The sequence below is a fragment of the Klebsiella sp. CN_Kp100 genome (assembly GCF_040065315.1).
Taxonomy (GTDB): domain Bacteria; phylum Pseudomonadota; class Gammaproteobacteria; order Enterobacterales; family Enterobacteriaceae; genus Klebsiella; species Klebsiella oxytoca.
This window is the reverse complement of record NZ_JBEAIJ010000001.1, coordinates 336,682-359,562: the sequence shown is the minus strand read 5'-3', so window position 1 is coordinate 359,562 and position 22,881 is coordinate 336,682. Positions and strand designations below refer to the sequence as shown.

The 22,881-nt window shown below is 53.8% G+C and carries 23 protein-coding genes; 3 read left to right on the top strand and 20 right to left on the bottom strand.

Annotated features, from left to right (window positions below):
* Positions 1–82: 82 nt before the first annotated feature.
* From fucO to ABLV12_RS01705, 3 genes are all read right to left on the bottom strand, one after another.
* Positions 83–1,234 (bottom strand): lactaldehyde reductase, encoded by a 1,152-nt coding sequence (gene fucO / locus ABLV12_RS01715; RefSeq protein WP_004104888.1) that lies wholly within the window; start codon positions 1,232–1,234, stop codon positions 83–85.
* A gap of 216 nt (positions 1,235–1,450) precedes the next feature.
* Positions 1,451–1,636, bottom strand: coding sequence for a hypothetical protein (locus tag ABLV12_RS01710; RefSeq protein ID WP_335269679.1), 186 nt, complete (start codon positions 1,634–1,636; stop codon positions 1,451–1,453).
* A gap of 363 nt (positions 1,637–1,999) precedes the next feature.
* A complete protein-coding gene (locus ABLV12_RS01705; RefSeq protein WP_004104889.1) occupies positions 2,000–2,320 on the bottom strand; it encodes a FaeA/PapI family transcriptional regulator in 321 nt (106 codons plus the stop codon).
* Positions 2,321–2,491: 171 nt separating this feature from the next.
* Between ABLV12_RS01705 and ABLV12_RS01700 the strand changes: the two genes are divergently transcribed.
* Genes ABLV12_RS01700 through ABLV12_RS01690 form a run of 3 tightly spaced genes read left to right on the top strand, consistent with a single transcriptional unit; the run spans position 2,492 to position 4,944 of the window.
* Positions 2,492–3,232, top strand: a complete 741-nt coding sequence (locus ABLV12_RS01700; protein WP_064397904.1) for a winged helix-turn-helix domain-containing protein — start codon at positions 2,492–2,494, stop codon at positions 3,230–3,232.
* Positions 3,225–3,713 (top strand): hypothetical protein, encoded by a 489-nt coding sequence (locus tag ABLV12_RS01695; RefSeq protein WP_064397902.1) that lies wholly within the window; start codon positions 3,225–3,227, stop codon positions 3,711–3,713. Before ABLV12_RS01700 ends, ABLV12_RS01695 begins: the two co-directional genes overlap by 8 nt.
* Before the next feature lie 34 nt (positions 3,714–3,747).
* On the top strand, positions 3,748–4,944 hold the full coding sequence (locus ABLV12_RS01690; RefSeq protein WP_064397900.1) for an HD domain-containing protein: 1,197 nt from the start codon (positions 3,748–3,750) through the stop codon (positions 4,942–4,944).
* Between the two features lie 23 nt (positions 4,945–4,967).
* Here the strand turns inward: ABLV12_RS01690 and ABLV12_RS01685 are convergent, their stop codons facing one another.
* From ABLV12_RS01685 to ABLV12_RS01605, 17 genes are all read right to left on the bottom strand, one after another.
* Positions 4,968–5,699 (bottom strand): SDR family NAD(P)-dependent oxidoreductase, encoded by a 732-nt coding sequence (locus tag ABLV12_RS01685; RefSeq protein ID WP_064397896.1) that lies wholly within the window; start codon positions 5,697–5,699, stop codon positions 4,968–4,970.
* Between the two features lies 1 nt (position 5,700).
* Complete coding sequence (locus ABLV12_RS01680) at positions 5,701–5,952, bottom strand: acyl carrier protein (RefSeq protein WP_004104899.1); 252 nt, start codon at positions 5,950–5,952, stop codon at positions 5,701–5,703.
* Between the two features lie 16 nt (positions 5,953–5,968).
* A complete protein-coding gene (locus ABLV12_RS01675; protein ID WP_064397894.1) occupies positions 5,969–6,763 on the bottom strand; it encodes a MaoC/PaaZ C-terminal domain-containing protein in 795 nt (264 codons plus the stop codon).
* Positions 6,760–8,013 carry a beta-ketoacyl-[acyl-carrier-protein] synthase family protein gene (locus ABLV12_RS01670; protein ID WP_049591648.1) on the bottom strand — a complete coding sequence of 418 codons (1,254 nt, stop codon included), beginning with the start codon at positions 8,011–8,013 and terminating at the stop codon, positions 6,760–6,762. The genes ABLV12_RS01675 and ABLV12_RS01670 overlap by 4 nt, the downstream gene beginning before the upstream one ends.
* Entirely contained in the window at positions 8,000–9,397 is a 1,398-nt protein-coding gene (locus ABLV12_RS01665; protein WP_004114794.1) for a TolC family protein, read from the bottom strand. Before ABLV12_RS01665 ends, ABLV12_RS01670 begins: the two co-directional genes overlap by 14 nt.
* Positions 9,394–11,337: an ABC transporter permease gene (locus ABLV12_RS01660; RefSeq protein WP_064397892.1), complete on the bottom strand. Its 1,944-nt coding sequence runs from the start codon at positions 11,335–11,337 to the stop codon at positions 9,394–9,396. Before ABLV12_RS01660 ends, ABLV12_RS01665 begins: the two co-directional genes overlap by 4 nt.
* Positions 11,337–12,497, bottom strand: a complete 1,161-nt coding sequence (locus ABLV12_RS01655) for an efflux RND transporter periplasmic adaptor subunit (RefSeq protein ID WP_004104907.1) — start codon at positions 12,495–12,497, stop codon at positions 11,337–11,339. The genes ABLV12_RS01660 and ABLV12_RS01655 overlap by 1 nt, the downstream gene beginning before the upstream one ends.
* Positions 12,494–14,605 (bottom strand): ATP-binding cassette domain-containing protein, encoded by a 2,112-nt coding sequence (locus tag ABLV12_RS01650; RefSeq protein ID WP_024274621.1) that lies wholly within the window; start codon positions 14,603–14,605, stop codon positions 12,494–12,496. The genes ABLV12_RS01655 and ABLV12_RS01650 overlap by 4 nt, the downstream gene beginning before the upstream one ends.
* A gap of 9 nt (positions 14,606–14,614) precedes the next feature.
* Entirely contained in the window at positions 14,615–15,565 is a 951-nt protein-coding gene (locus tag ABLV12_RS01645; RefSeq protein WP_064356453.1) for a hypothetical protein, read from the bottom strand.
* A gap of 2 nt (positions 15,566–15,567) precedes the next feature.
* Complete coding sequence (locus tag ABLV12_RS01640; protein ID WP_004104920.1) at positions 15,568–16,236, bottom strand: DsbA family protein; 669 nt, start codon at positions 16,234–16,236, stop codon at positions 15,568–15,570.
* 70 nt (positions 16,237–16,306) lie between these two features.
* Complete coding sequence (locus tag ABLV12_RS01635) at positions 16,307–16,516, bottom strand: DUF4762 family protein (RefSeq protein WP_004104922.1); 210 nt, start codon at positions 16,514–16,516, stop codon at positions 16,307–16,309.
* A gap of 103 nt (positions 16,517–16,619) precedes the next feature.
* Positions 16,620–17,291: a hypothetical protein gene (locus ABLV12_RS01630; protein ID WP_004104924.1), complete on the bottom strand. Its 672-nt coding sequence runs from the start codon at positions 17,289–17,291 to the stop codon at positions 16,620–16,622.
* Between the two features lie 22 nt (positions 17,292–17,313).
* Positions 17,314–17,862, bottom strand: a complete 549-nt coding sequence (locus ABLV12_RS01625) for a fimbrial protein (RefSeq protein WP_004114804.1) — start codon at positions 17,860–17,862, stop codon at positions 17,314–17,316.
* A gap of 9 nt (positions 17,863–17,871) precedes the next feature.
* Positions 17,872–18,924 (bottom strand): fimbrial protein, encoded by a 1,053-nt coding sequence (locus ABLV12_RS01620; protein ID WP_004114806.1) that lies wholly within the window; start codon positions 18,922–18,924, stop codon positions 17,872–17,874.
* Complete coding sequence (locus tag ABLV12_RS01615; protein ID WP_004104936.1) at positions 18,924–19,553, bottom strand: fimbrial protein; 630 nt, start codon at positions 19,551–19,553, stop codon at positions 18,924–18,926. Before ABLV12_RS01615 ends, ABLV12_RS01620 begins: the two co-directional genes overlap by 1 nt.
* Positions 19,554–19,571: 18 nt before the next feature.
* Complete coding sequence (locus ABLV12_RS01610; RefSeq protein WP_004104938.1) at positions 19,572–20,315, bottom strand: molecular chaperone; 744 nt, start codon at positions 20,313–20,315, stop codon at positions 19,572–19,574.
* Positions 20,316–20,340: 25 nt separating this feature from the next.
* Positions 20,341–22,809 carry a PapC/FimD family outer membrane usher protein gene (locus ABLV12_RS01605; RefSeq protein ID WP_004104940.1) on the bottom strand — a complete coding sequence of 823 codons (2,469 nt, stop codon included), beginning with the start codon at positions 22,807–22,809 and terminating at the stop codon, positions 20,341–20,343.
* Positions 22,810–22,881: the final 72 nt, after the last annotated feature.

Genomic DNA, 22,881 nt, shown 5'->3' with positions numbered 1-22,881 from the left:
TAACGCTCTGCCCGTCCTGTGAAAACGTTCCTTGATAAACAACGAAGCCGATACCTTTACCGGCTTCGTTGTGATTGGCAAATTAGAAGATCTGCCGATAGAGCGCTTTAATCTCTTCCAGATTGGTATCGCGCGGGTTGCCGCCGGTACACACGTCCGCCAGGGCCGCGGCGGCCAGAGCATCAATATCTTCTTCTTTCATTCCCACGTCGCGCAGGCGCGCCGGAATATTGACGTCGCGATTCAGCTGCGCCACCGCCTCAATTGCCGCGGCACGCGCTTCGGCAATCGGCAGGGTTGCCGCCGACTTGTTACCAAGCGCAACCGCGATGTCTCGATACTTCTCGCCGGTAAATTCGGCGTTATAAGCCATAATATGCGGCAGCAGCACCGCATTAGCCACGCCGTGCGGCGTGCCGTAAAAAGCGCCCAGCGGATGAGCCATACCATGAACCAGCCCCAGACCGACGTTGGAGAAACCCATCCCGGCAATATATTGCCCCAGCGCCATCCCTTCCGCGCCCTGCGCGTCGCCCTGTACGGAAGCGCGCAGCGAGCGGCCAATCACCTCGATGGCCTTCAGATGCAGCATGTCGGTTAATTCCCATGCGCCTTTAGTGATATAGCCTTCAATGGCGTGGGTCAGGGCATCAACGCCGGTGGCCGCCTTCAGGCTGGCAGGCATGCTGCTCATCATTTCGGCGTCGATGATCGCTACCACCGGGATATCATGCGGGTCGTAGCAAACAAACTTGCGGCGATTCTGTACGTCGGTTATTACGTAGTTGATGGTGACTTCCGCCGCGGTACCGGCGGTCGTTGGGATGGCAATCATCGGTACGGCGGCGTTTTTCGTATCCGCCCCGCCTTCGAGACTGCGAACGTCGGCAAATTCGGGGTTATTAATGATAATGCCTATTGCCTTACAGGTATCCTGCGGCGAGCCGCCGCCGATCGCGATCAGGTAGTCGGCGCCTGACTGTTTAAACGCCTCTACGCCCTGCTGCACAACCTCAATCGTGGGATTCGGGACCACTTCATCAAAGACGCTGTAGGGCAATCCGGCGCCGTCGAGGATAGCGAACACCCTGGTTGCTACATCAAAACGAATAAGATCCTTATCCGTGACCACCAGCGCTTTTTTGAAGCCGCGTTTTTTAACTTCATCTACGATACAACGAATCGAACCTGGGCCAAAATAAGAGGTTTCGTTTAAAATCATTCTGTAAGCCATTTGTGCTCCCTCAATTCGAGTGTTTGATAACCATAATATTTAGCCCTACAGTAACGTGACTGACGCAGCCATTTTATTATTTCATATCAAATAACACCCTAATTGCTCTGCACGTTGGCGCAGTTAATTCACGTATCGGTCATATACAACAAAGTGAGTCCAGTATATTGGACATCAGCGACTCCCTGCGCTTAATCTAGTGATAAGCCTCGCTCCTCAATATAAGCAGCAACCAACCACTATACTCAGATAAATATTATTGAACTGGATCACATTATTTTGTTTTCTATGATCAACATCCCTTCCTGGAAAAATAGATATTTTATCAGCAAGCGCCAAAACAGGAATGAGGGCGCCACTCAACCGAAGTACATAAAGAAGAGCCAGGGTCGGGATTTTCATTTTTCTACCTTTGCTACCGGCATCCTTAGCTCATTGCGCTCTGTCGTTATACTCATCTGACAACCCGGCCGCCAATTTAACATATCAGAAACAAGCGTGTCATTTCATCAACAAAAAAAGCCCTCCAGCGATCATCGTCCCTCGCTCAAATGAGCCTCTAAGAATTATCTATCATCGCTGATAAAAATTTATCAGCCTCTGAATAGCGAAATGACTTGTTACGAGTAAGAAAAAGATATCAGCATTAAGAACTTTCTCTATTATTTGCGAGATATCGATTCTCAAAAAACCTTAAAAAAAACAAAAAACGCCTAAGATTTCTATATTTATTGCAAACATCACAGCCTCTTGTTAGTATGACCTTTAGTCAATATGTTTATTATAAAAATACCACTTATGATGTTTGTTAACCTTTATTCTGATCACCTGACCATACTTCTCTAACGGCAGTAGTAAATGTCTGACCTTATATATTGACATTTCGCACCTGTCCGCTAACTCACGAGTAAGTAACCCCTCAGGCTCATGTTCTTTCAATACATAAAGAATATACTCCTGCTCTGGTACGTTCACCCCGGAGAATTTATTGATGCCCATTGTGGTCATCAATGTTCTTAAACTCTCAACTGCGGTTAGCGAACCATGATGTGAATCTGGCGTACTGGGTGAAATTGCAATCTTCATGAGTCAGCTCCTTCTGTCATTCAGTGCTTGGGAGTATGGGATGACCCCATAAAAACGGCAACATTAACTTTAAATTTCAACTTAAACAGTACATTTATCTGAAATTCACTTTTTTTTATGATAAAAAACCTGATATAAAGAGTGAATTTTTAATTCCGTGTGGAGATAAAAATGCGGTTCGATATAGAGGGATTTATTACATTTGATACTGAGGAGGCCTCTCTGGTCAATCTCTTGACCGGCGATTGTATTGAACTCTCCGCCACTTCGACTCGCCTTCTTACTAGTCTGTTGCAATACCGGGGGGATATTATTTCGCGGGTTGATATTTTCCAGACGGTGTTTGAAAAATATGGCGCGAGGCCATCTAATAGTAATCTTAATCAGTACATCTCAACGCTGCGTCGCAGCCTTGCGGATCTGGGTATTGAAAAGAATGTGATTATTACGGTACCGCGAATTGGCTTTAAAATTTCTGAGGATGTCATTATCACTACCGACAATGATTACTCTTCCTCTATCACACTGCCAACCCTTTCTCCACAGCTGCCTGAGCGTAATTTGCTGCAACAACATTGCAAAGCGGCGATGTTACTGATCGCGTTCGCAGCGGTCGCGATGCTGCTCTCTTATTTTTTTATCTATAAAAAACAAACAGCTAAGTTCATTTTCACTCAGGATAAATGCACTATTTATGGTTCCGAAGCTATCCCGGTGGCAGAAATCCTCAGGAATAAAAAGCTCTTTACCTCGGGGCTGGACTGTTCCACGCCAAAGAAAATCTACTTCTTTAACCGACAAATGAATCAGGAACAGGGATTAGGTATTTACATGGATATCTTCATGCTTGAGTGCGACATTAAAGACCAGCAATGCCATAGTTATTACTATAAGGAAATAAAAAATGCGTAAATATGCCTTGATATTTTCCGCCTGTTCTTTCGCGCTGATACTATTTTCAACCCTGTACCTAAACTTCAGTTCTGAGGACTCATTTTCCTGTGAATCACGCTACGATTTGACGGAGAATATAAATGAGAACATTCTTCGTTCCCAAGGGTTGCTATCCGCAGAACTTTTCAAAAACCATCTTTTAATCAATCTGGAGGGTTTACTCACCAGCAATGGCGATAAATATATTGTCTCACGCACCATCGCCATCACTTTAAAAAGAAAAATCGATCCCAGCCATCTTTTTTATATAAAAGATTCGCAAGTCATTCGCCACCATGCTGATAATACGCCAGAAGATATTGCGCAAAAAAATCTCTTTGGAAGCCAAACTAATGATAAAATCATCTATATAAATCACGTCAATGATGATACTATTTTGTTAGGCACCCAAAAGTTTCCACAATATGGTTGTCGCCGTCAGCAAACCATCATTGATTGAGATTCATCTCATTAATTTTAATTAAAACGATATCATGACGATACATTTACTTCCGACATTAGCCAGCATCGCCAATATCATTGATATGATTAACCCCCGGCTGAACCTGCATCATGTCAGAACGGCGTTTATCGCATCACATCTGGCTAATTTAGTGGCGTTCTCTCCGGCCCAGCGGCGTAAAACCATTCTGGCGGCGTTAATTCACGATGTCGGTGGGTTAAATGAAAAATCACGTCTTGAGCCGCTAAATTACATCGATAACGAGCATAACAACCACGCGCTTATCGGCAGCGAATTGCTCAGCCGCATCCCGTTGTTTCGTCCTCTTAACAGGATTGTTCGCTATCATCACACCCACTGGCGCAACGGTCTTGGACATTATATTGAAGGAGAACTGGTCCCCGAAGAGAGTCACCTGCTGTTCTTCGCCGACCGGCTGGATGTACTTTATTGCCAGCACCGTACCGGTCATATCGCATTTTTAAGCAAAAAGCTGGTCGACATCGTCACCGCCGGGGCGAATATTCTCTATAAACAAGAGTACGTCCAGGCGTTCAGAACGCTTTCCGCCGATGAACATTTCTGGTCAGTCATGGCCTCCACCGACTATCGCGATTACATCAAAGCGATTCCAGGCGTGCATAACGATACCATCTCTTTACATAACCTCCGCGATATTGCTGAACTGGTCTCTTTTATTGTCGATCAGTTCAGCCAGCAGACGCCGTGGCACTCCGCGGCCGTCGGCCATATTGCCGGCTATCTGGCGACCACCATGGAAATGAGCGCAACGCAAACGCTAAAAGTTGAGATTGGCGGATTGCTGCATAATATCTCCTGCCTGGATCATAGCCCGCCGCCAGCGCGATCCGCTTCGCCAGGCAGAGCAGAAGCCTCTCTCTATAGTATTGAAGGAATTGATGATATTACTGAATGGATAGCCATGCAAAATCGTAATGCGTCCTCTAAATGGCACGCTGAATCGCTACAAACGGAAGCCCTGCTCATTACGGTTAGTCGACTGCTGGTCCATGCCCTGAACGGGCCGAAGGGGGAAGAAAAATCGCTGGCCCAGTTAATTAAAAATAACCCGGGAAATGAAATTCCCTCGTTTATGCTGTCGCCTATCGCGCAGCACGCTTCACAAATTATTCAGATCTATCGCGCAACTGCGGGAGAAATAAAAGAGCTGGTGAATCGCGTTGAGCAACTCACCAGCTCCGCGTAAAGAGCCACCCCGCCTGAACGTCCTCAGGCGCTTAATCCGCCGTCCAGAATCAGAGTTTGTCCGGTCATATATTCACTCCCCTCGCCGATTAAAAACGCCACGGCCTTCAGTACATCATCCGTTTCGCCCAACCTGCGCAGAGGTATCGACTGGCGCATCTCTTTCAATTTTTGCGCGGGTATCTCTTCCAGCATCTCCGTGCGGATCAGGCCCGGCGCCAGGCAGTTTACCCGAATGCCGAAGCGCCCGACCTCCAGCGCCAGCGAACGCGCAATGCCGCTCATCGCCGCTTTACTCGCCGCATACGCCGTCTGCCCGACGTTACCCTTGAAGGCGCTGACCGACGACATCATCACGATGGAGCCGCGCCGCTGCATCAACATCGCCGGCAGCAGAACCCGGTTCCAGTTCATCATTGAGATAACGTTGGTGTCCAGCACCTCGCGCCATAGCGCGGCGTTCTGGTGAATATGCAGGCCATCGCGAGCCATTCCGGCATTGTGAATAATTGCCTCCGGTGCGCCCTGCTCGGCCAGCAGCGCCTGAGCAAGTTCTCCAACCCGCGACTCGTCGTTGCCGTCGCAGGCGTATCCTTGCACCTGATACGATGAATTTTCACACTCCGCCAGAGTGGCGTTAATCGCCGCTTCATTGCGCCCGGTAAACACCACGTTCCCGTTTTGCGCCAGGCCGGCGACCAGCGCCCGGCCTATCCCCCGGCTGCCGCCGGTAATCAGCACCCATTTTTGCGCCATATCAGCTGCCTGACTCTTTGCTGATGTGCTGACACAGTTCACCCAGCGTGATCCCCGGATTTTGAATAAACCAGTCCGCTTCCAGGGTAATATTGAATTCACGTTTTGCCAGCACCATCAGCTCGACGTAGTCCAGACTATCTAACTTTAAGCGAACCAGCGGCGTATTCTCATCCACCTCATCCGGCTCCAGGTCCTTGGCGTCACAAATCATTTCACACACTTTTTGCAGAACTTCATCATAGGGAATCATAAATTATCCTTAATTATCAATTAGTAATTGGTCCAACTTTTAGCGTAACCACATTCGTTATGACCTGATCATCCAGCTGCGCCGCCGCTGCAATACGCACCAGCGCGCCCTGCTCAGCCTGGCCGACCACCAATGAAGGCAACAGCCAGAGCGACAGCGAGTCGGGTTGGACCGGCGTCCCTTTGCCTGCCAGATGAGCATCAAAAACCACTTCCTGATGGGTTTGCAGCACCGGGTAGCGGGAAAAAATTTGCTGCAGCGAGGTTTCCCCCGGTCCGAGCAAGGCTGCAATATTCTCCTGGCGCAGCAGCGCCTCATCGCAAATCAGCTGACGGAACAGCAGCGCATCAAGGAACTGCCACTGCGCCAGGTCGGGCCAGGCGCGGTTGAAATGGGATTGCAGCTCGAGCAGCGTCGTGGACGCCAGTTTGCTGGGCTGCTTACCCTCCAGCGATTCCGGCTCAGCCGCCAGGCTCATCTGGCATGACAAACAGATTTCGCCATTCTGCGGGTGGCTAACCGATGCGGCGGAGAGAATCCGCTTTTTCGCCGTCCCGGGCGTTAACAGCCAGTCGGTATCGCACCATAGCGGCCTGCGCAGACGGACCTGGCATTTTACGTATCCCTCCGGGCGGCACAGCCGCGACTGGGCATCGCGCTTCACGTCCAGCAGCGCGCGCATTCCGTGGACGCTCAGCTGCCCCGCCCCCATCGCGCGCGCTGCCGCGTAGTCGAAGTGAATGGGGTTTTCATCGCCGGAAAACGCCGCCCACTGCTGCGCATCGGCAAGGGTGTAGCGCAGCAGCGTCACGCGTGTTTCTCCAGTACCAGCGCGGCGTTCGCGCCGCCGAAACCAAAGCTCAGATTCAGCGCCCGACGGATCTCTCCCTGACGATGCCCTTCGGCGATATAGTCGAGATCGCACTGCGGATCGGGCTGCGTCAGATGCGCCGTCGCCGGCATGATCCCCGCCGCCATCGCCTGCAGGCAGACAATGGTCTCGAAGCTCCCCGCGGCGGCGATCAGATGTCCGGAGTAGGCTTTGGTACTGGAGACCGGGATCCGGTACGCCTCGTCGCCGAGCGCTTTTTTCAGCGACTGCGTTTCATTCATATCGTTGAGCGGCGTGGAGGTGCCGTGAGCGTTGATATAATCGAGATCGGCAGGCTGCAGGCCCGCGTCGCGCAGCGCCCAGCGGATAGTCTGTTCACGGGCCACGCAGTCTTCGGCCGGTGAGGTAAAATCCACCGCGTCGGAGAAATTGGCATAACCGGTGACCTCCGCGAGAATTGTCGCGCCCCGCGCCAGGGCGCTTTCGCGCTCTTCCAGGCACAGCACCGCGCCGCCTTCAGAAAGGACAAACCCGCTGCGCTGCAGGCTGAACGGGCAGCTGGCCCGCTCCGGCGATGACGCTTCCCGGCTCAACGCGCCAAGCACATCGATATTCCAGATAGCGCAAACGCTGTTTAACGACTCCCCGGCCCCGGCGAGCATCATGCTGGCCCGGCCAAAGCGAATCGCATCATAGGCCTCGCCAATGGCGATAGTGCCGGTGGCGCAGGCGGCGACCGGAGTATTTTGATAACCGCGCAGATTCCACAGCTGACTACAGGCCGCGGTGGTCACGTTCGGCATCGAAAAGAAGCAGCTGAAGGGCGAAGAGACGCCCGTTTTCTCAAACTCAGGTACCGCCAGATAGCTTTCATCCAGCCCTGCCCAGCCGGAGCCGATAATGGCGCCACACCTCAGCGGATCATAAGCATCAGTGGGTGGTTCGCCAGCAAAGGCCATCGCCACCGCCTCCCGCGCGGCGGCCAGCGCCAGGCGAGCGTGACGCGGCAGACGCCGACGAATAGCGGCGGGAACCCCCTTGAGGCTGGGTTCATTCTCTACCTGACCGATAAAATGGGTGTGGATGCCGTTAGCGGAGAGATCCACATAGCGGTAACCGCGTCGATAATCCATGATCGCCTGCCAGCTTTCGGCAGCGCTATCGCCAAGGGGAGTCACCGCGCCATAGCCGGTTATCACCACGCGATAAGGGGGTTTACTGTGACTCATTCTGGGAAATCCTCTGTTGCGGGTTATTGCCTCCCTGCGCCAGCCAAAGCTGCAAAGTGGCATAAAGATAGTCGTACTGGTTCTGCGCCAGGCTGTTCTGTACGTCGAGCAGCGCGTCCTGTGCGTTCAGCAGGGTCTGGTAGTCCACCGCGCCCGCCCGATAGCGGCTTTCGGTGAGCGTCAGGCGCCGCTGGCCCAGCTGCAGCGATTGCAGCAGGCGCTCGCGCTGCTCGTCGGCGTTAAGCCGCTTCTCCATCGCATCGTCCACCTCCGACAGCGCGGTGTAGGCCGTACGGCGGAAGTTCACCGCCTCCTGCTGCACCTTTACGCTGGCCTGCTCCACGGTAAGCTGTACCGTGTTCCACTGGATAAAGGGCGCGCCGACGCTGCTTCCGACGGTACGCAGCGGGTCGTTAAACCACTGGTGAAAGATCTGGCTGCCGGCGCTCAGCGTCCCCTGCAGCGAGAGCGTGGGATAAAAGCTCAGCCGTGCCGCATCGGAACCCGCCAGCGCCGCGCGCAGCCGCGACTCCGCCGCCTGCAGATCGGGCCGGCTGGCGAGCGCGGCCAGCGGCGTGGCGCTGGCAATGGCGACACGCTGATGGACGTCAAGCGCCGGTGCTTCATCGCTATGCTGCGCGGGGGGCCTGTTGAGCAGCAGCGCCAGCGCGTTGCGGGAGATCGCCCGCTGCTGTTTCAGGCTTAGCAACTGATTCTGGCGACTGATGACCGTCTGCCGGGACTGCAGAACGTCAAGCAGCCCTACTTTCCCCGCCCGCTGCCAGGACTCAATCTGCGCCAGCGTCTGCCTGGCGATATCCAGGCTGGCGGCCTGATAAGCCATTTGCTGATTCAGCAGCGCGATATTCCAGTAGAGCTGCGCGGTAGTATCAATCGTCGACAGGATCGTCGCCCGATAGTCCTGTTCGCTGGCAATCGCCTCCCACTCGCTCTGTTCACGAACCCGCGCCAGCTTGCCCCACAGATCCAGCTCATAGCTCAGGGATAACGAGGCGCTGTAGCTCTCCTGCGAACCTCCGCTATTGAGCGGCTTTGAGTTACTGCCGGCGCCGTTAAGCGTCGCGTCGGGAGAGATATTGGTTCGGGCTAGCCCGGCGGAAATGCGCGCCTGCCGAAGGGTTAAGGCGGCAGCGGCCAGATCGTTATTGCTTTCCAGAACCTGCCCCATCACCCGCGACAGACGTTCATCGCCGAAACGGTCCCACCAGCGACCCGCCTTCTCCGACGCAAGCTCGGCGCTTTGCCCTTCCGTTCGCTGCCAGTCCTCCGGCACCGACAGCAGCGGCCGCTGATAATCGCTGCGGGTCAAATTTCCACAGCCCGTCAGCAATACAATTAACGATAATAAAGTCAGCGATCTCATTCGCGGGCCAGCGCCTCCGTCGGGTTTAGCCGCGCCGCACGACGCGCCGGGAAATAGCCGAACGTCAGGCCTATCAGGGCGGAAAAGCCGCAGGCCATCGCCACCGGCAGCCAGGTAAAGACCATGGAAAACTCCTGCGTCAACAGGGCAAACAGGTTACCGGCGACCCATGAGCCCAGCACTCCCGTTAAGCCGCCGAGCGCGCAGATCATCACCGCCTCAATTAAAAACTGGTGCATGATGTCAGTAGGGCGGGCGCCGACCGATAGCCGAATGCCAATCTCATGAGTGCGTTCGGTAACGGAAACCAGCATGATATTCATCACCCCCACGCCGCCGACCAGCAGCGAGATGGCGGCAATAGCGGTGATCAGTAGCGACATGGAGTCGGAGGTTTTTTGCAGCGCTTTGGCGAGCTGCTCATCGGTCTGGACAAAGAAATCTTTTTTGCCGTGCTCGCGGATAAGGTGCCTTTCCACGCGCCGCGCTGCTTCCTGCGGCGACAGCGTTTCCTGGAAGCGCAGCGTCAGCGCCTCCAGCGGCTTATCGCCGGAAATCCGCTGCAATAGCGAACTATAGGGGATCCACGCCGACATAAACCCGCTGACCACCTTTGGCCCGGGCTTGCTGGCAATGCCGATTACCCGCCACGGCGCGCCGGCAATCTGCACAATTTTACCCAGCGGATCTTCATTGCCGGGAAACAGCGTCTCCCTGCTGGTTTCATCCAGTACCAGCACCGGTTCGCGATCCTCGACATCGCGGCGGGTAAAACCGTTGCCCTGAATAAAACGAATCCCCTGCAGCGAAAAGTAGTCTGCGGAAACGCCGGAAAGAATTATCGAAGAATCAAAGCCCTGACGTACCGCGGTGGTCATGCTGGAAACAATCGGCGATACCCCCAGAACCCAGGGCTGCCTGCCGAGGCTGGCGATATCATCCAGCGACAGCGCCCGCTCCATATCCGGACGCTTGCTGCCCCAGCCGGTACCCGGGCGGATTTCAAGCGTGGTATTTCCGAGCTTACCAATCTCGTTCATGATGCTCTGCCGGGCGCCTTCCCCCACCGCCATGGAGGAGACCACGGACGAAATGCCGATTATTATCCCCAGCATCGACAGAAAGGCGCGCATCCGATGTCCCAGTAAGGAACGCCAGGCCATCCGCACCGACTCTCCGATACTGCGCGACAGCGAGGCCCGACCATTATCCTGTACTGCGGGAAGGCGCTGAATGCCGCGATTATCACGAACGCCGTGGGTACTGTCGGCAACCACCTGTCCGTCGCTGATCTCGACGATCCGCTGCGCCTGCCGCGCCACCTCGCGATCGTGAGTCACGATGATGACCGTGTGCCCGTCGGCGTTCAGCTGGTGCAGAACATCCATCAGCGCCCGACCGCTGACGCTATCCAACGCCCCGGTGGGCTCATCGGCGAGAATAATCTGCGCGCCGTTGATTAACGCCCGGCAGACGCTGACCCGCTGCTGCTGGCCGCCGGAAAGCTGAGCGGGTTTGTGCTGTAACCGCGCATCAATGCCCAGCTTTTCAGCCAGTAGCGCAATGCGCGCCTGGCGTTCAGCGGCGGGCATCGCGGTATAGAGCGCGGGGATGGCGATATTCTCTTCCGCCGTCAGATAAGGCATCAGGTGGTAGCGCTGAAAAATAAACCCCAGCCAGCGGCTGCGCAGCTCGGCCAGCGCCGCGCTATCCGCCCGGTGAGTGGGGATCCCGTTGATATAAACCTCGCCGCTGCTGGGCTTATCCAGGCAACCAATAATGTTCATCAACGTCGATTTACCCGAGCCGGAAGCGCCCATAATCGCCACCATTTCGCCGGGCATAATGGTCAGAGAGACGGATTTTAGTACCGGAATAATCTGCGTCCCGGCGGTAAAATGACGCGTGACATTGTTCAGCACGATCAGCGGCTCAGCCATCACACAGACCCCGCGTCCTGCGGGATCACCACCCGCTCATCGGGCCGTAATCCTTCCAGCACCTGCGCGTACTGACGATCGTTAATCCCGATACGGACGGTGCGCTCCTCGCTACCGTTCGCCGTTTGCACCATCACAATGTAACGCTCATCACCGAGCGAACGCCCCAGCGCGGCGACCGGCACGCGCAGCGCGTCTTTTACCTGCGCGATACGGATAAACACCTGGGCGGTCATTGAGGTTTTCAGCAAGCGCTGGTGGTTATCGACTTCGAAGGTACCGTTATAGTAAATGGCGCTGCTCTGCTGATTACCGGCAGAAGCTCCGCCGTTTTGTTCCTCCAGCGCCTCCTGCGGCGCGGGCTGGACGTAGCCCAGCTCCCCTTCATAGCGCGTCTGCGGATCGGCGATGACGTAAAACCACAGCGGCTGACCGGGATGGATTTTCTGAATATCGGCTTCGGAAATGCGCGTTTGCACCTGCATTTTATCGAGGTCGGCAAGCACCAGAATCGTCGGCGCGATTTGTGAGGAGACGATGGTTTGCCCCTCACGGGTGACGATGCCCAGCACTTCACCATCCACAGGAGCAAGGATGCGGGTGTAGCCGAGGTTGGCGTTGGCGGTCTGCACGCTCATTTCCGCCTGTACGATCTGCGCTTCGTTAACCGCAATCTGCTGGACCTGCGCGCTATACTGCGCCTGCGCCTGCTCAAGATCGCTACTCACTCCCGAACCATCGCGCTGCATCGCCTGCTCGCGCGCCAGCGCTTTGCGGTACTGTACCAGCGTGGCCTCGGAAGCCAGCTTTTGCGCCCTGGCGCTGGCCAGCTGCGCGGTGGCGTTGCGTAAATCGGAAAGCTGCAGCGTCGGGTCAATTTCGGCTAACAGCTGCCCCTTACGTACCCGCTCGCCCTGGCGCACGTACAGCTTACGTAGCTGGCCGCTGACCTGCGCGCCGACGCTCACCTGGACGGCAGGTTTAATAGTCCCGCTCGCCAGCACTACTTTTTCGATATCCCCGCGATCGAGCGCAACGGTGTAGAGCGACTCGGCCTGGGCCGGAAGCGAGCGCTGATAAAAAACGGCGGCGATAATGGCCAGGATCGCGACCAGCGCAAGTAGCCACGCTTTACGGCGGCGTAAAAATTGTCGCCTCATTGGCCCGGTGCTCCCTGTGCGATATCGCGCAGCTCGCCTTCATCCAGACGATATACCCGCGTGAAGTGATGCAGAATGGGCGCACTGTGGGTTACCACGATCAGCGTTTTGCCCTGTTCACGACAGTGCTGGCACAGCGCGGCGATCACCGTTTCCGCGGTTTCGTCATCAAGATTGGCGGTCGGTTCATCGCAGAGCAAAATAGGCCGGGCGCTGTAGAGCGCCCGCGCCAGCATCAGCCGCTGACGCTGGCCTAAAGAGAGCGCCGAATGGCTCTCGCGGATCAGCGCCTCCATGCCTCCCGGCAGCGCCTGAACGACCGGCCCCAGCGCCATTTTATCGACCAGCGCCTCCACTCGCCCGCGATCGCTGTCGCTGTACCACGGGTCAAACAGGGTGATGTTTTGCAGCACCGAGGCGTTAAACAAAATATCTTCCTGGCTCTGCAGCCATACCTGCGAGGCCAGCTGGCGGGCGGTCGCCTCTTCACCGTCCAGCAGAATGCGCCCATGCTGTGCGGTAAAAAGCCCGGCCATCAGCCGTAGCAGGGTACTTTTTCCGGCGCCGGAATCGCCGACAATCGCCACCCGATCGCCGGGTTCCAGCCGGAGATCAACGGCATTCAGCACCGGGCTTTGCGGAGCGTAATGAAAGCTCACTGCCTCAAACGCCAGCTGTGGAACCGCCTCCCCACGCAGCGGAGATAACTGAGGAGTTGCAGGTTCCTCACGGGTAAACAGGCCCTGCGCGCGGGTATCAATCACGTGCAGCTGCGATTTACGGATCACGGCATAGAATATCCGCGTGACGTAAGAGGTAAAAATCTGCCGTAAAAAGCTATAGGCAAAAAAGTCGCCCAGCGAGATAAGCTTTGCGCTCACCAGCGGCAGCACCACCAGCATAAAGACCACCATCTCGAGGCTGCCGGTGAGCTGATACAGACCTTCTTTTACCTGCTGGTAAACTTTCTGCCGCTGAAGGCAGGTGAAAAGGTCGTGTGACAAACGGGCAAACTGCGCTTTGCGCTGCGTTTCCAGTCCGGCAGTTTTAATGGTTAACACCCCCTGAAGGGTTTCCATGAAAAAATCATTCAGCGTCGCGCTTTTCAACTGCAGCTGCTGCGTATACCAGCGGTCGCGGAATATCGCCCAGACGCTGATCAGCCCCATCACGACAATGCCCGCAGCGGAAATGAGCGCCAGCACCGGTGAGATCCAGAACATAATGCCGATAGCGATAACGCAGATTATCCAGTCCGAGCGGAGTCCGTTATCCAGCTCGATTTTTTGCAGCATCCCTCCCTGCCAGGCAATAAAGCGGCTGAAAACATCCCCCGGCGCGCGTTTTTCAAAAAAACGCAGCGGATTATTCAGCAAGCGGGAAAAACCGATATCGCTCTTGAGGAGGACAAAGCGGCGGATAAAGCGCTCGCTAATCACCCTCACCCCCAGCGCTAACAGCGTGGATATGACAAAAGCGAGGATGAACCATAAATAAGGAAACTGCGTATTCTGAACGTCTGAGAAGGCCTGGTTTATCGCCCGACTGACCATCGTCGGCATTAAAAACAGCGTTAGCGATACCAGGAAGGTTAATAGCATCAGTTTATAGATACCCGGTACCGCCGCGGTCTCCTTCAGGCTCATCGCGCGCGGCATCTCCTGCTGCGCCCCGGCAATAACCGGATCCGGACTGGCGATCGCGCCGGGAGATTCTTCGAGGATCAGCGCATAGCCGCTAATCTCTTTTTTTAATGCCGAGAAAGGCAGCCACTGCTGGCCAATCGCCGGATTCATCACGCAAACGTAATCCCCTTTGCGCCAGGCGAGCAGGACATAGTGGCTGGCGCCATAGTGCAGAATGGACGGGAACGGCAGCGCATGAAGTTCATCGTGGTCAAACAACACCGGCGCGGTGGCAATGCCGACCTGTTGCAGGATAACGGATAGATCGCTCAACGATGTCCCATGATCGGATGCGGGGAAAATTTCCCGCAATGCCGGGAGAGAGCACGGAATATTCTGGGTCTGCGCCAGCATCGCAATACAGGAGAGGCCGCATTCATTGGTCTCTTCCTGAAAAACCATATCAGGGATAATCTTTTTCATGATGATGCATCAGTGATTAATAAAATAGAGCGAATGGCTGTGCCACAAAAGCCAGTCCTGCGGATAGTCACGCAGGGTGTTTTCAATCATCGTCGGTAGCTGTGCCGCGACCTCTTTTGGTCTCAGCGGAGAATAGATCTTTATTTTTATCCCCTGCTGATAATAGAGGTGATAAAAAACCACCTGCGCCGATACGATGCGAGAAAATCGCTGTACGCCGCTATGTAATTTCGCCGGGCGGCCAAAGAGTCGGCAGCTTATTTTCCCGGACTGCGCTTCATGGGTCTGCACGGTGTAATCGGCAGGAATGTCGGGGAAAATAATCATATTTTCCCGCCCTTCCGATACATGGGTCATTAACGCCATAAGCTCGCTGGCCAGCGACGTATTATCCTGGTGGATTGAGCAGTAAGAGAGCGCGACGCCGCCCATTTTTCGGCTGGCGACGGTGTAGCTTTCCGCGCTGGAGGAGACCACCACGCTGGCTTTTCCCGGCGTCACGCCGGCCCCGACCATCGCCGCTAAAATATCGGAAACGCAGTGCAGCGGCGCGAGGACGACCGGCGTCTTTTGCGCCACCAGAGGCGCGACAACAGCATCAAGCTCTCGCGTGCACGCCTGCATCTGGGCCAGCGTAGCCGGATGCTGTCCCCAGGTCGCGCCCATTTCCAGCAACTGACGGCGCATGGCTATCCATGCGGCATCGATTCGCCCGTCGGCGCCCGTCAGGCAGCGGTAGTTTTGCGTCGCCACGGCGGTACGGCCGCGGTAGTGTCGGCCCAATAACCGTAGCCGACATAGCGCGCGAACCGCTATCAACAGCAGCGGCATGGGGGTGAAACGCATGATCCTGCGCACCGCCTTTTGGCCATAGCCGGTAAAAGGCCGGTAGCGCCAGCTCAGCTGCGCGAACCATTTTCTTACGCTGAAAACGCTCCAGACGATGAGAAAACGCGTCACGCTTACTCCTTGTCCTGCGTTAACAGCTGGCGCATATAGTCGGCAAATTCAGGGAACTGGCGATCCTTCGCAACCACGTATTTTTTATTAACAATAAACAACGGCGTCGCGTTAATGTCGTAGAGTTCGGTAATTTTCGCCATATATTCCAGGCGCTCGGCAACGGCCTGACTTTGGCGTATCTGATGGTATTTCTCGACATCGATATCATTTTTTTTCAGCCAGCCATTAAGCGCGTCATCATCCGCTAAATTAATACCGCGGGTCAGCACGGCGTTAAAAGCCCGATCGCGCATCTGGCGCTCAAGGCCCATCACCTCCAGCGTGGCGAAAACCGGCGCATAAATGGCCAGGCCGTTTCTTTCGGCCGTAATATGGATAACGTCAAAGGCGCTATCCGCCGGTAACGTGGCGGCGAATTTTTCAATCTCTTCTTCGTTCGACGCGCAGTAGTGACAGCCGTAGGACATCACTTCAATGATGCTTTTCTCATTCTTGATTGGGCTACTGGCAACGGTGGCGCTGTCAATTTCCCGCAGAGCCGAAGGCTGACTGCTATCCAGCGAAAACGTATTAAAAACAAAAATGTGATAGCACAGCACGGTAATTAGCGACGAAATTAACGCCACCAGAAATGTATAGCCAACAGCGGTAATAGGTTTTATCTTCATTTGATACCAGGCTCGCGAATACGGCAGAGAAATACATGGAGGGTTCCCCCTCCATGTACCGCATCAGAAATTACTGACGGATGCTATTCGGTACAACACACATACCGTCAGGCGCATCTTTGGAGGTCACGGTTGAGTTACCGTGCTTATCCGTACAGGTAGTCACTTGTTTACAGGTAGAGATACCGCCAACAACCACCGTCTCGTAAGAGCTGGTGCAAGTTTCCTTGCAGGTCCCGCCAATGATTGTTGATGCTTCAATCATGCTTAATTTTTTCATTTGTTAGATCCTTAACTATTTATATTGAAATGTATTTTCTTACACTTACCTACTGGCTTAAATACCTGCCAGTAATTCTTGCGATGTCATCGCTGGTACGTTATTAAACGCAGGGGGTAGCCACGATGCATTTGAAAATATTAAACAGTTCCACGTTATTTTTTACGTTTAATTTTTTCATCAGCCCGCGTTTACAGCGGCTCAATCGACGAACATCAATTTTTTGCTCAGAGGAAATTTGTGACAGCGTTTTCCCTTTGAATATTTCTTCCATTAACCACCAGTCATCGCTGGAGATGCTGTTGTTAAAATCCCTGGCGAGCCATTTCTGTCGAGTATAATTAATTAAGGATCGACTGAAGAAAATTTTCTTCGCCACCATGGCATCAGCGCTTTCGATAAATTTAAAAAAATTATCCAGCGATTCATTCTTTAATAGCCAACTCGCTTCCGGCAGCAAAGAATGCAACGCAAAAAACAGAGAGATATTATTTTCTCCCAATAAAATTACCAGCTGCTGATTTTCCCGGCAGTAATACTCTTTAATGGTGTAGAGCGCATTAAAACGCTCATCCGGCAAACTGTCGACATCGCAGAGGATCCAGCGCAGTTCATCTTTTTGCTTTGGCTGACGCAGGGTGTTGATCAATTGTGAGAATTGGTCAAGCCTGGAGAAAGCGCAGTCGTCTTCATGCGCGGCCAGATCGGCCACCACCGAACGCACGCCTTCCGCGAAAAAGATGTTTTTATCGTAGAGAAAGAAATGACGGCTCATAGTTAATCATCCTTGATCTAATCTACTGGTAATTTATGGTGTAATTCGCAGTTGCCTGGAAGGCCCCGGTTTGCAAAGTTTTGTTACTCAAGGCATCCGGTTCCCCTTCCACAAAAGCTTTAAAATTTAACTGCATGGTGGCATTGGAAATGGCAACCGCGGTCGTTGGCGTATTTAGTGAAATCGCCGTACCATCATTCTCTTCAAAACCAATGCCAATACCGCTGGCGGAGTTAGGCGCTATCGGCGTTATCGCCAGACGGTCGCTCATATTGGCATTTTCCGTTCCGCTAAAGGTTACGGTAACGGAATTAAACACATCAGTACTGCAATCCTTAAGCTCAATCACAAAAGCTTTAGGTTGGGATTTTCTCTCCGCATAGAGCGTACGAGTGGAAATTTCGCCAAAATCTACGGCGATATTTTTTGACGAGGGAACGATACTGCAACCATGGGCAACGACGGTTCCCTTGAAGTTTAAATCGCCGCCGATCAGCTCCCCGATAGCCTGTGCCGGGGTGGCCGCCGATAGCGAACCTATGAGTACCATTGATGCGATAAATTGACGCATGCTGTCCCCTTACTGAAACTCAGCGACCACGGTGGCCGATGCCTGGAAATCCCCTTCGAGAACGTTGGTCCCGGCATTCGCAATCGGCGCGGCCGTCAGATTCCAGGTTCCCTGGTTATTGGTAAAACCCGGGACGTCATAAAACCTATTCGCGGCAACTAAATTGCCGCCTGAATCCTTGAGGATAATGCCAAGATTTGAGCGATCGACGGCGCCAGTCGTACCTAAATAATCGCTATTAAAGCTGGCGGTATTGGCCTGCTGGATCCCCAGGCGAATATTCAGATTACCGGTTGCAAAGCTTCCCCCTTCGCATTTCACCTGGATTGGCACAGACTGGCTGTAGTTGTTGCCATTAAGCAGGGAACCCGCGCTGGGGATAGTATTGAAATCAACGGTGATCGGTGAACCCGAATTGACAACACATTTATCCGGGACGGTAATCACCCCGGAATTAATTGAGATAATCGACATCGGCGTAGTGCCCATCCCTGCGCTGTAATTCCCCAGACGTCCATAAAGCTTTGCGATTTCTGTACCCAGCAGGTTCACGCCGTTGACAATCGGCTTGGTAATCATAAACGTTACCCGCCCCTGGGCGCCGGACTCAAAGTTATTAAACTGGGTGGTTGGCGGAACGCATTTGTTCTGATACGCTCCATTCGTTTCATTATTAAAAGGAACGGCAAAATAATCCATCCGTTCACCGCGGATATAAATCTCTATTTTTACATCCATATAATCATTGAGTTTTAAATACCCTGGTGTACTTCCCTGCTGCAGTATTGATGCGGTAGCCGAGTAATATATAGCCTGATTTTCCATCGGAATCGTACAGCTGGCAACCCCAGAATATTGTCCACCCAGGGAAAAGACATAAGGAATGGTTGCTCCGGGGCTATTATTGGTAATATCCTGATTGGCCACGTCAATATTATACATTTTAGGCCCGCCGACCGGGGTAATTTCCCCTTCAACCGCCGCACCGACGTTCAGGGAATATAAACCGCCGCAGAGTAAAATAGTGACGCAAGATTTCCGCCCGATAAGCATTGTCGCCATCACAGATACTCCATTTTTAAACGCAGCAGTCCGCTAAAATTACCCGCAGTCACGTTACGCGCGGTCGACTCCAGCACGGCAATAAACGTCAGGCTGCTGTCGCCGGTTTTCACAATAAACGGCGGCTGCGTTTGGTTAATATCCAGCGCCCGCTCTTTGATATCCAGCAGGCGAATACCGGCGCCAGAAATACTGCCGGTCAGGCGCAGCAGCTGGCGATTGTGCTCATCGGACTCGCCGATAAAGGTCAGCTGTACCGCCTGCTCGCCGGTGGTGTAGAGGTGCTTGCTATTGCCCGTCGTTCTTGATGCGATGCTGTCCCGCGCCTGCGATGCGCCCTTCAGACAATCCCTGAGCTCGACGCGAACCAGCACCGGCTGGCTGCGGTCGCCTGCCTGATGAAAACGACGGGCGCTAATTTCACCCATCTCAATTATCTGCAGACGGCTCTGCGGCGCCAGCACGCAAGGTGAGGCATAGACGGAACCGTTGAATATGACGTTACCGCCATCTTCCCCCTGATGATCCCGGTTATAGTGCTGCGGCTGTAGCGGAATATCAGCCTCGGCCAACGCGGGCATACTGATACCGAATACAAACAGTGCTAAAAGCGATAAACGCGTTTTCATCATCAGGTTCCTCTTTAATTACCCTTGCTGCGATGGCGGCAGAGCTTTACAGGTATTTCCTTCACAGCGATATTTCAGTTCGGGATGACCGCCATAGTCATTCACATACATCATGGCAAACTCTCGCACGCCGCCATCGGTGACGCTGAATTCCAGGCTGGACTTCGGCGCAACCATGATCCCCGGGAATTTGGTGATTTTTTCACCCTTCACGCGGGATAAGCCAATGATGGTGATGTAATAGGGCGTCGGATTTTGCGCGGTCATCTTATTTCCGCTCTTTTGGAAGACGACCTGGTCCTGCCATATCTCGCTTTTGCTTTTGGGAATAATGGCGGTCGGGCGGAAAAATAATTTAATCCGCGACTGCATGGCTAACTGCAGGACATTAGCTTTATCCGGCTTGGGCGGAATTTCGCGCACGCTTAAATAAAACAGGCTTTCGCGATCCTGCGGTAATTGGTTAATGCCATCCGTTTTGGTGACCCGCGCCACCCCTTTTTGTCCGCCGTTGATACGCTGTAAAGGCGGTAGCACCACCAGCGGAGAGGTAATCTTATTGCCCTTGCTGTCCTCGACCCAGGATTGCGCCAGAAACGGAATATCCGGACTGGTGTTGGTTAAATTGGCGCTCGCCGAGCTGTCTTTACCGGTGATAATCAGGCGAGTGCGGTCCAGCGAAACGCCTGCCTGAGCGGTACCGCTTACCGCCGCCAGCATCAGAGCGCCCATCCAGCAGAGTTTGTTGCTTGTTATGCTCATTTTTGACCTTTTATTACTGTCACTGTCATTTACACGGCAATAGCGCGGCTGTCGCACGACGCTCTATGGTGGGCGGGATAGCGATCTGACACTGCTTCTTCCCGCCCCAAACGACGCTTAGCAGCTCCTGAGGATTAACCCCTGCCAGCCATCCCTGCCCGCCTTCCATAATCATGGATACGCTTACGCCATCGTCGTTAATCACCTCAGCGCCGAACGGCGGATAGGTGCCATCAGCCAGCCGAATAATGCCCATCATTTTTTCGCCCTTCGCCATGCCAAAGGTCTGATAGCCAATGGCGCCTTCGGTCAGCGTGGCGGTGCTGATAGCTTTTGCTGGTTCGATGGATTCCGACATCGCATCCACGTCGACTCGGGTGTCAAAGCTGTTGTAGCTCACGATGTCCGGAATAACGGCGATGCCGAAATTATTGGTTCTTGATTTACCGTCATTAAGCGGAACGTCGCCGATACCGTTGGTATTCACCATAACGCGGGCCGTATTGAGCGTCGCACCGCTGTTGTGGAGCGCCGCGCCGTGCCGGGTGGCGGTGAATCCGCCGCGCAGCGTGCTGCTCAGGGAGAGATAGTTATCCTGCTGATAGCTGGCGTTACTGTTGATTTCGGCATACTGCGAGCGGCGCTGATAATAGCCGTCGACGTTGGCATAACCGCTCTGGCTCGCTCCCGCACGCAGCCGCCACAGGTTGTTATAGTCGCTGCTATCGGTATACGAGAGCATCGGGCTGGTTTTACCGTTATTGGTCTGCACGTCCAGGCCGCTCCATTTACTATCGCCAACCGGAATAGAAAGTGAGAGAGCAATAGAGTCGTCCTTCCGACCTTCATAATCAGAACGATAGGCCGAAATATTGGTGGTGATCCCGCGAATATTACCGACGTTAAACGAGCGTCCTAACGAGATGCCGTAGCGATCCTGGCTGCTTCTGTTCCAGTAATTCTGGTGGGTATAGGTCAGAAAGACGGTTGTCGCCTTACCTGGCTCATCGGCCCAGAAAGTTTTATTACCGGTGATGGTATAAACTTCTTTTTCACGGCCAAGACTGTCGTACCCCTCATAACGCTCGTTGAGATACTGCGAGAAAGAACGGAAGTCCTCCTGCGAGAAGCGATACCCGGCGAAGGTAATTGAACTGTTATATTCGTCGAAGGTTTTCGCATAGCTCAGCTTAAACGAGGTTCCTTTCAGTCGCTTTTGGTTCGACTGCTGACTGTAAGATTCCGTGGCATCCAGCGAGAGCGCGCCGAAGACGCTGAGATCGCGACCGATACCGGCGGAAACCGCGGTATATTCGGCTCCTGCGCTCTGCAACCCGCCGTAGAGCGACCAGGCATTGGTGATCCCCCAGGAGAAATCACCGGAAGCGAAACCTGGCCCCTGAATTTTATGGCTATAGCGGGACGGCGCACCGATAGCGACGTTGTAGCGCACGTAGCCTGGACGCGTAAGATAAGGAATATTGGCAGTGTTAACCTGGAATGTGGAGATGGAGCCGTCCTGCTCTTCCACCTGAACATCCAGCGTACCGCGCACCGAGCTCCGTAAATCCTGAATATTAAACGGCCCGGCAGGCACCGTCGTTTCATAAATGATGCGTCCGCTCTGCTTCACCGTCACCTTAGCGTTGGTCTTTGCCAGACCGCGGATTTCCGGCGCGTAGCCCTGCAGGTTTGGCGGCAGTTGACGCTCATCGCTGGCGAGATTCAGCCCGGTAAAACGAACGGTGTCGAAAACCTGCGAATCAAGATAGATCTCCCCTGCCGTCAGCTTTGCCGCCATCATCGGCAGCGGACGATAGGCGTAGAACTGATTCATATCGAAATCAAATTGATGCGTCGCGCTGTAGTAACTGGTCTGATATTCGCCGCGTACGCGCCAGCCGCCGAGGTTGAAGCCTGTCTGGCCATATCCGCTCAGGGTGCTGTAATCCTTGTGCATATCAAGCTGGCGGGTATATTGGCCGGTGAGGCTATAGTCGAGCAAAAATCCGCCGATCCCCTGGTCCCAGCGCTCAGGCGGCGTCCAGTTTGGATCGTTATATTTCATCCACGCTTGCGGAATGGTGATATCCAGCACCCCGGCGTAGTTACTGAGCGTGGCGCCCGGAAGGCTGAGGAGGTCATAACAATCGGCAAACGGCTGCGCGACCTTCTGCTGGGCTTCTTCTTTTAATGCCAATCTTGCAAGAATTTCGCCGTTAATGCAGGCCTGAGTATGCTTCTCGTCTTTGGAAGCCAGATAGCGAACCTTTTGCTGCCCTACAGCCTGACCATTTATTTTAATGTCTAATAAGTACTCGCCCGGTGGCACATAGTTGTCGGTGGCGAAACGCGTTAAATCGATATTGTCGCGGTCGGCGGCATCCAAGACGTCGGTGTTGAATTCCACATCAGTGGAGGCGCAAGCCACAGAAGCACAGCAGAAAAAAAGGATCTGAGAGAGGATTATTTTTATTTTTAGTTCTGCTGACATGACTATTCATCCCGAATCATTCAGTAAAATATCGTGCGCGACAAACAAGCTACAACAGCAATAGCTGGCTTA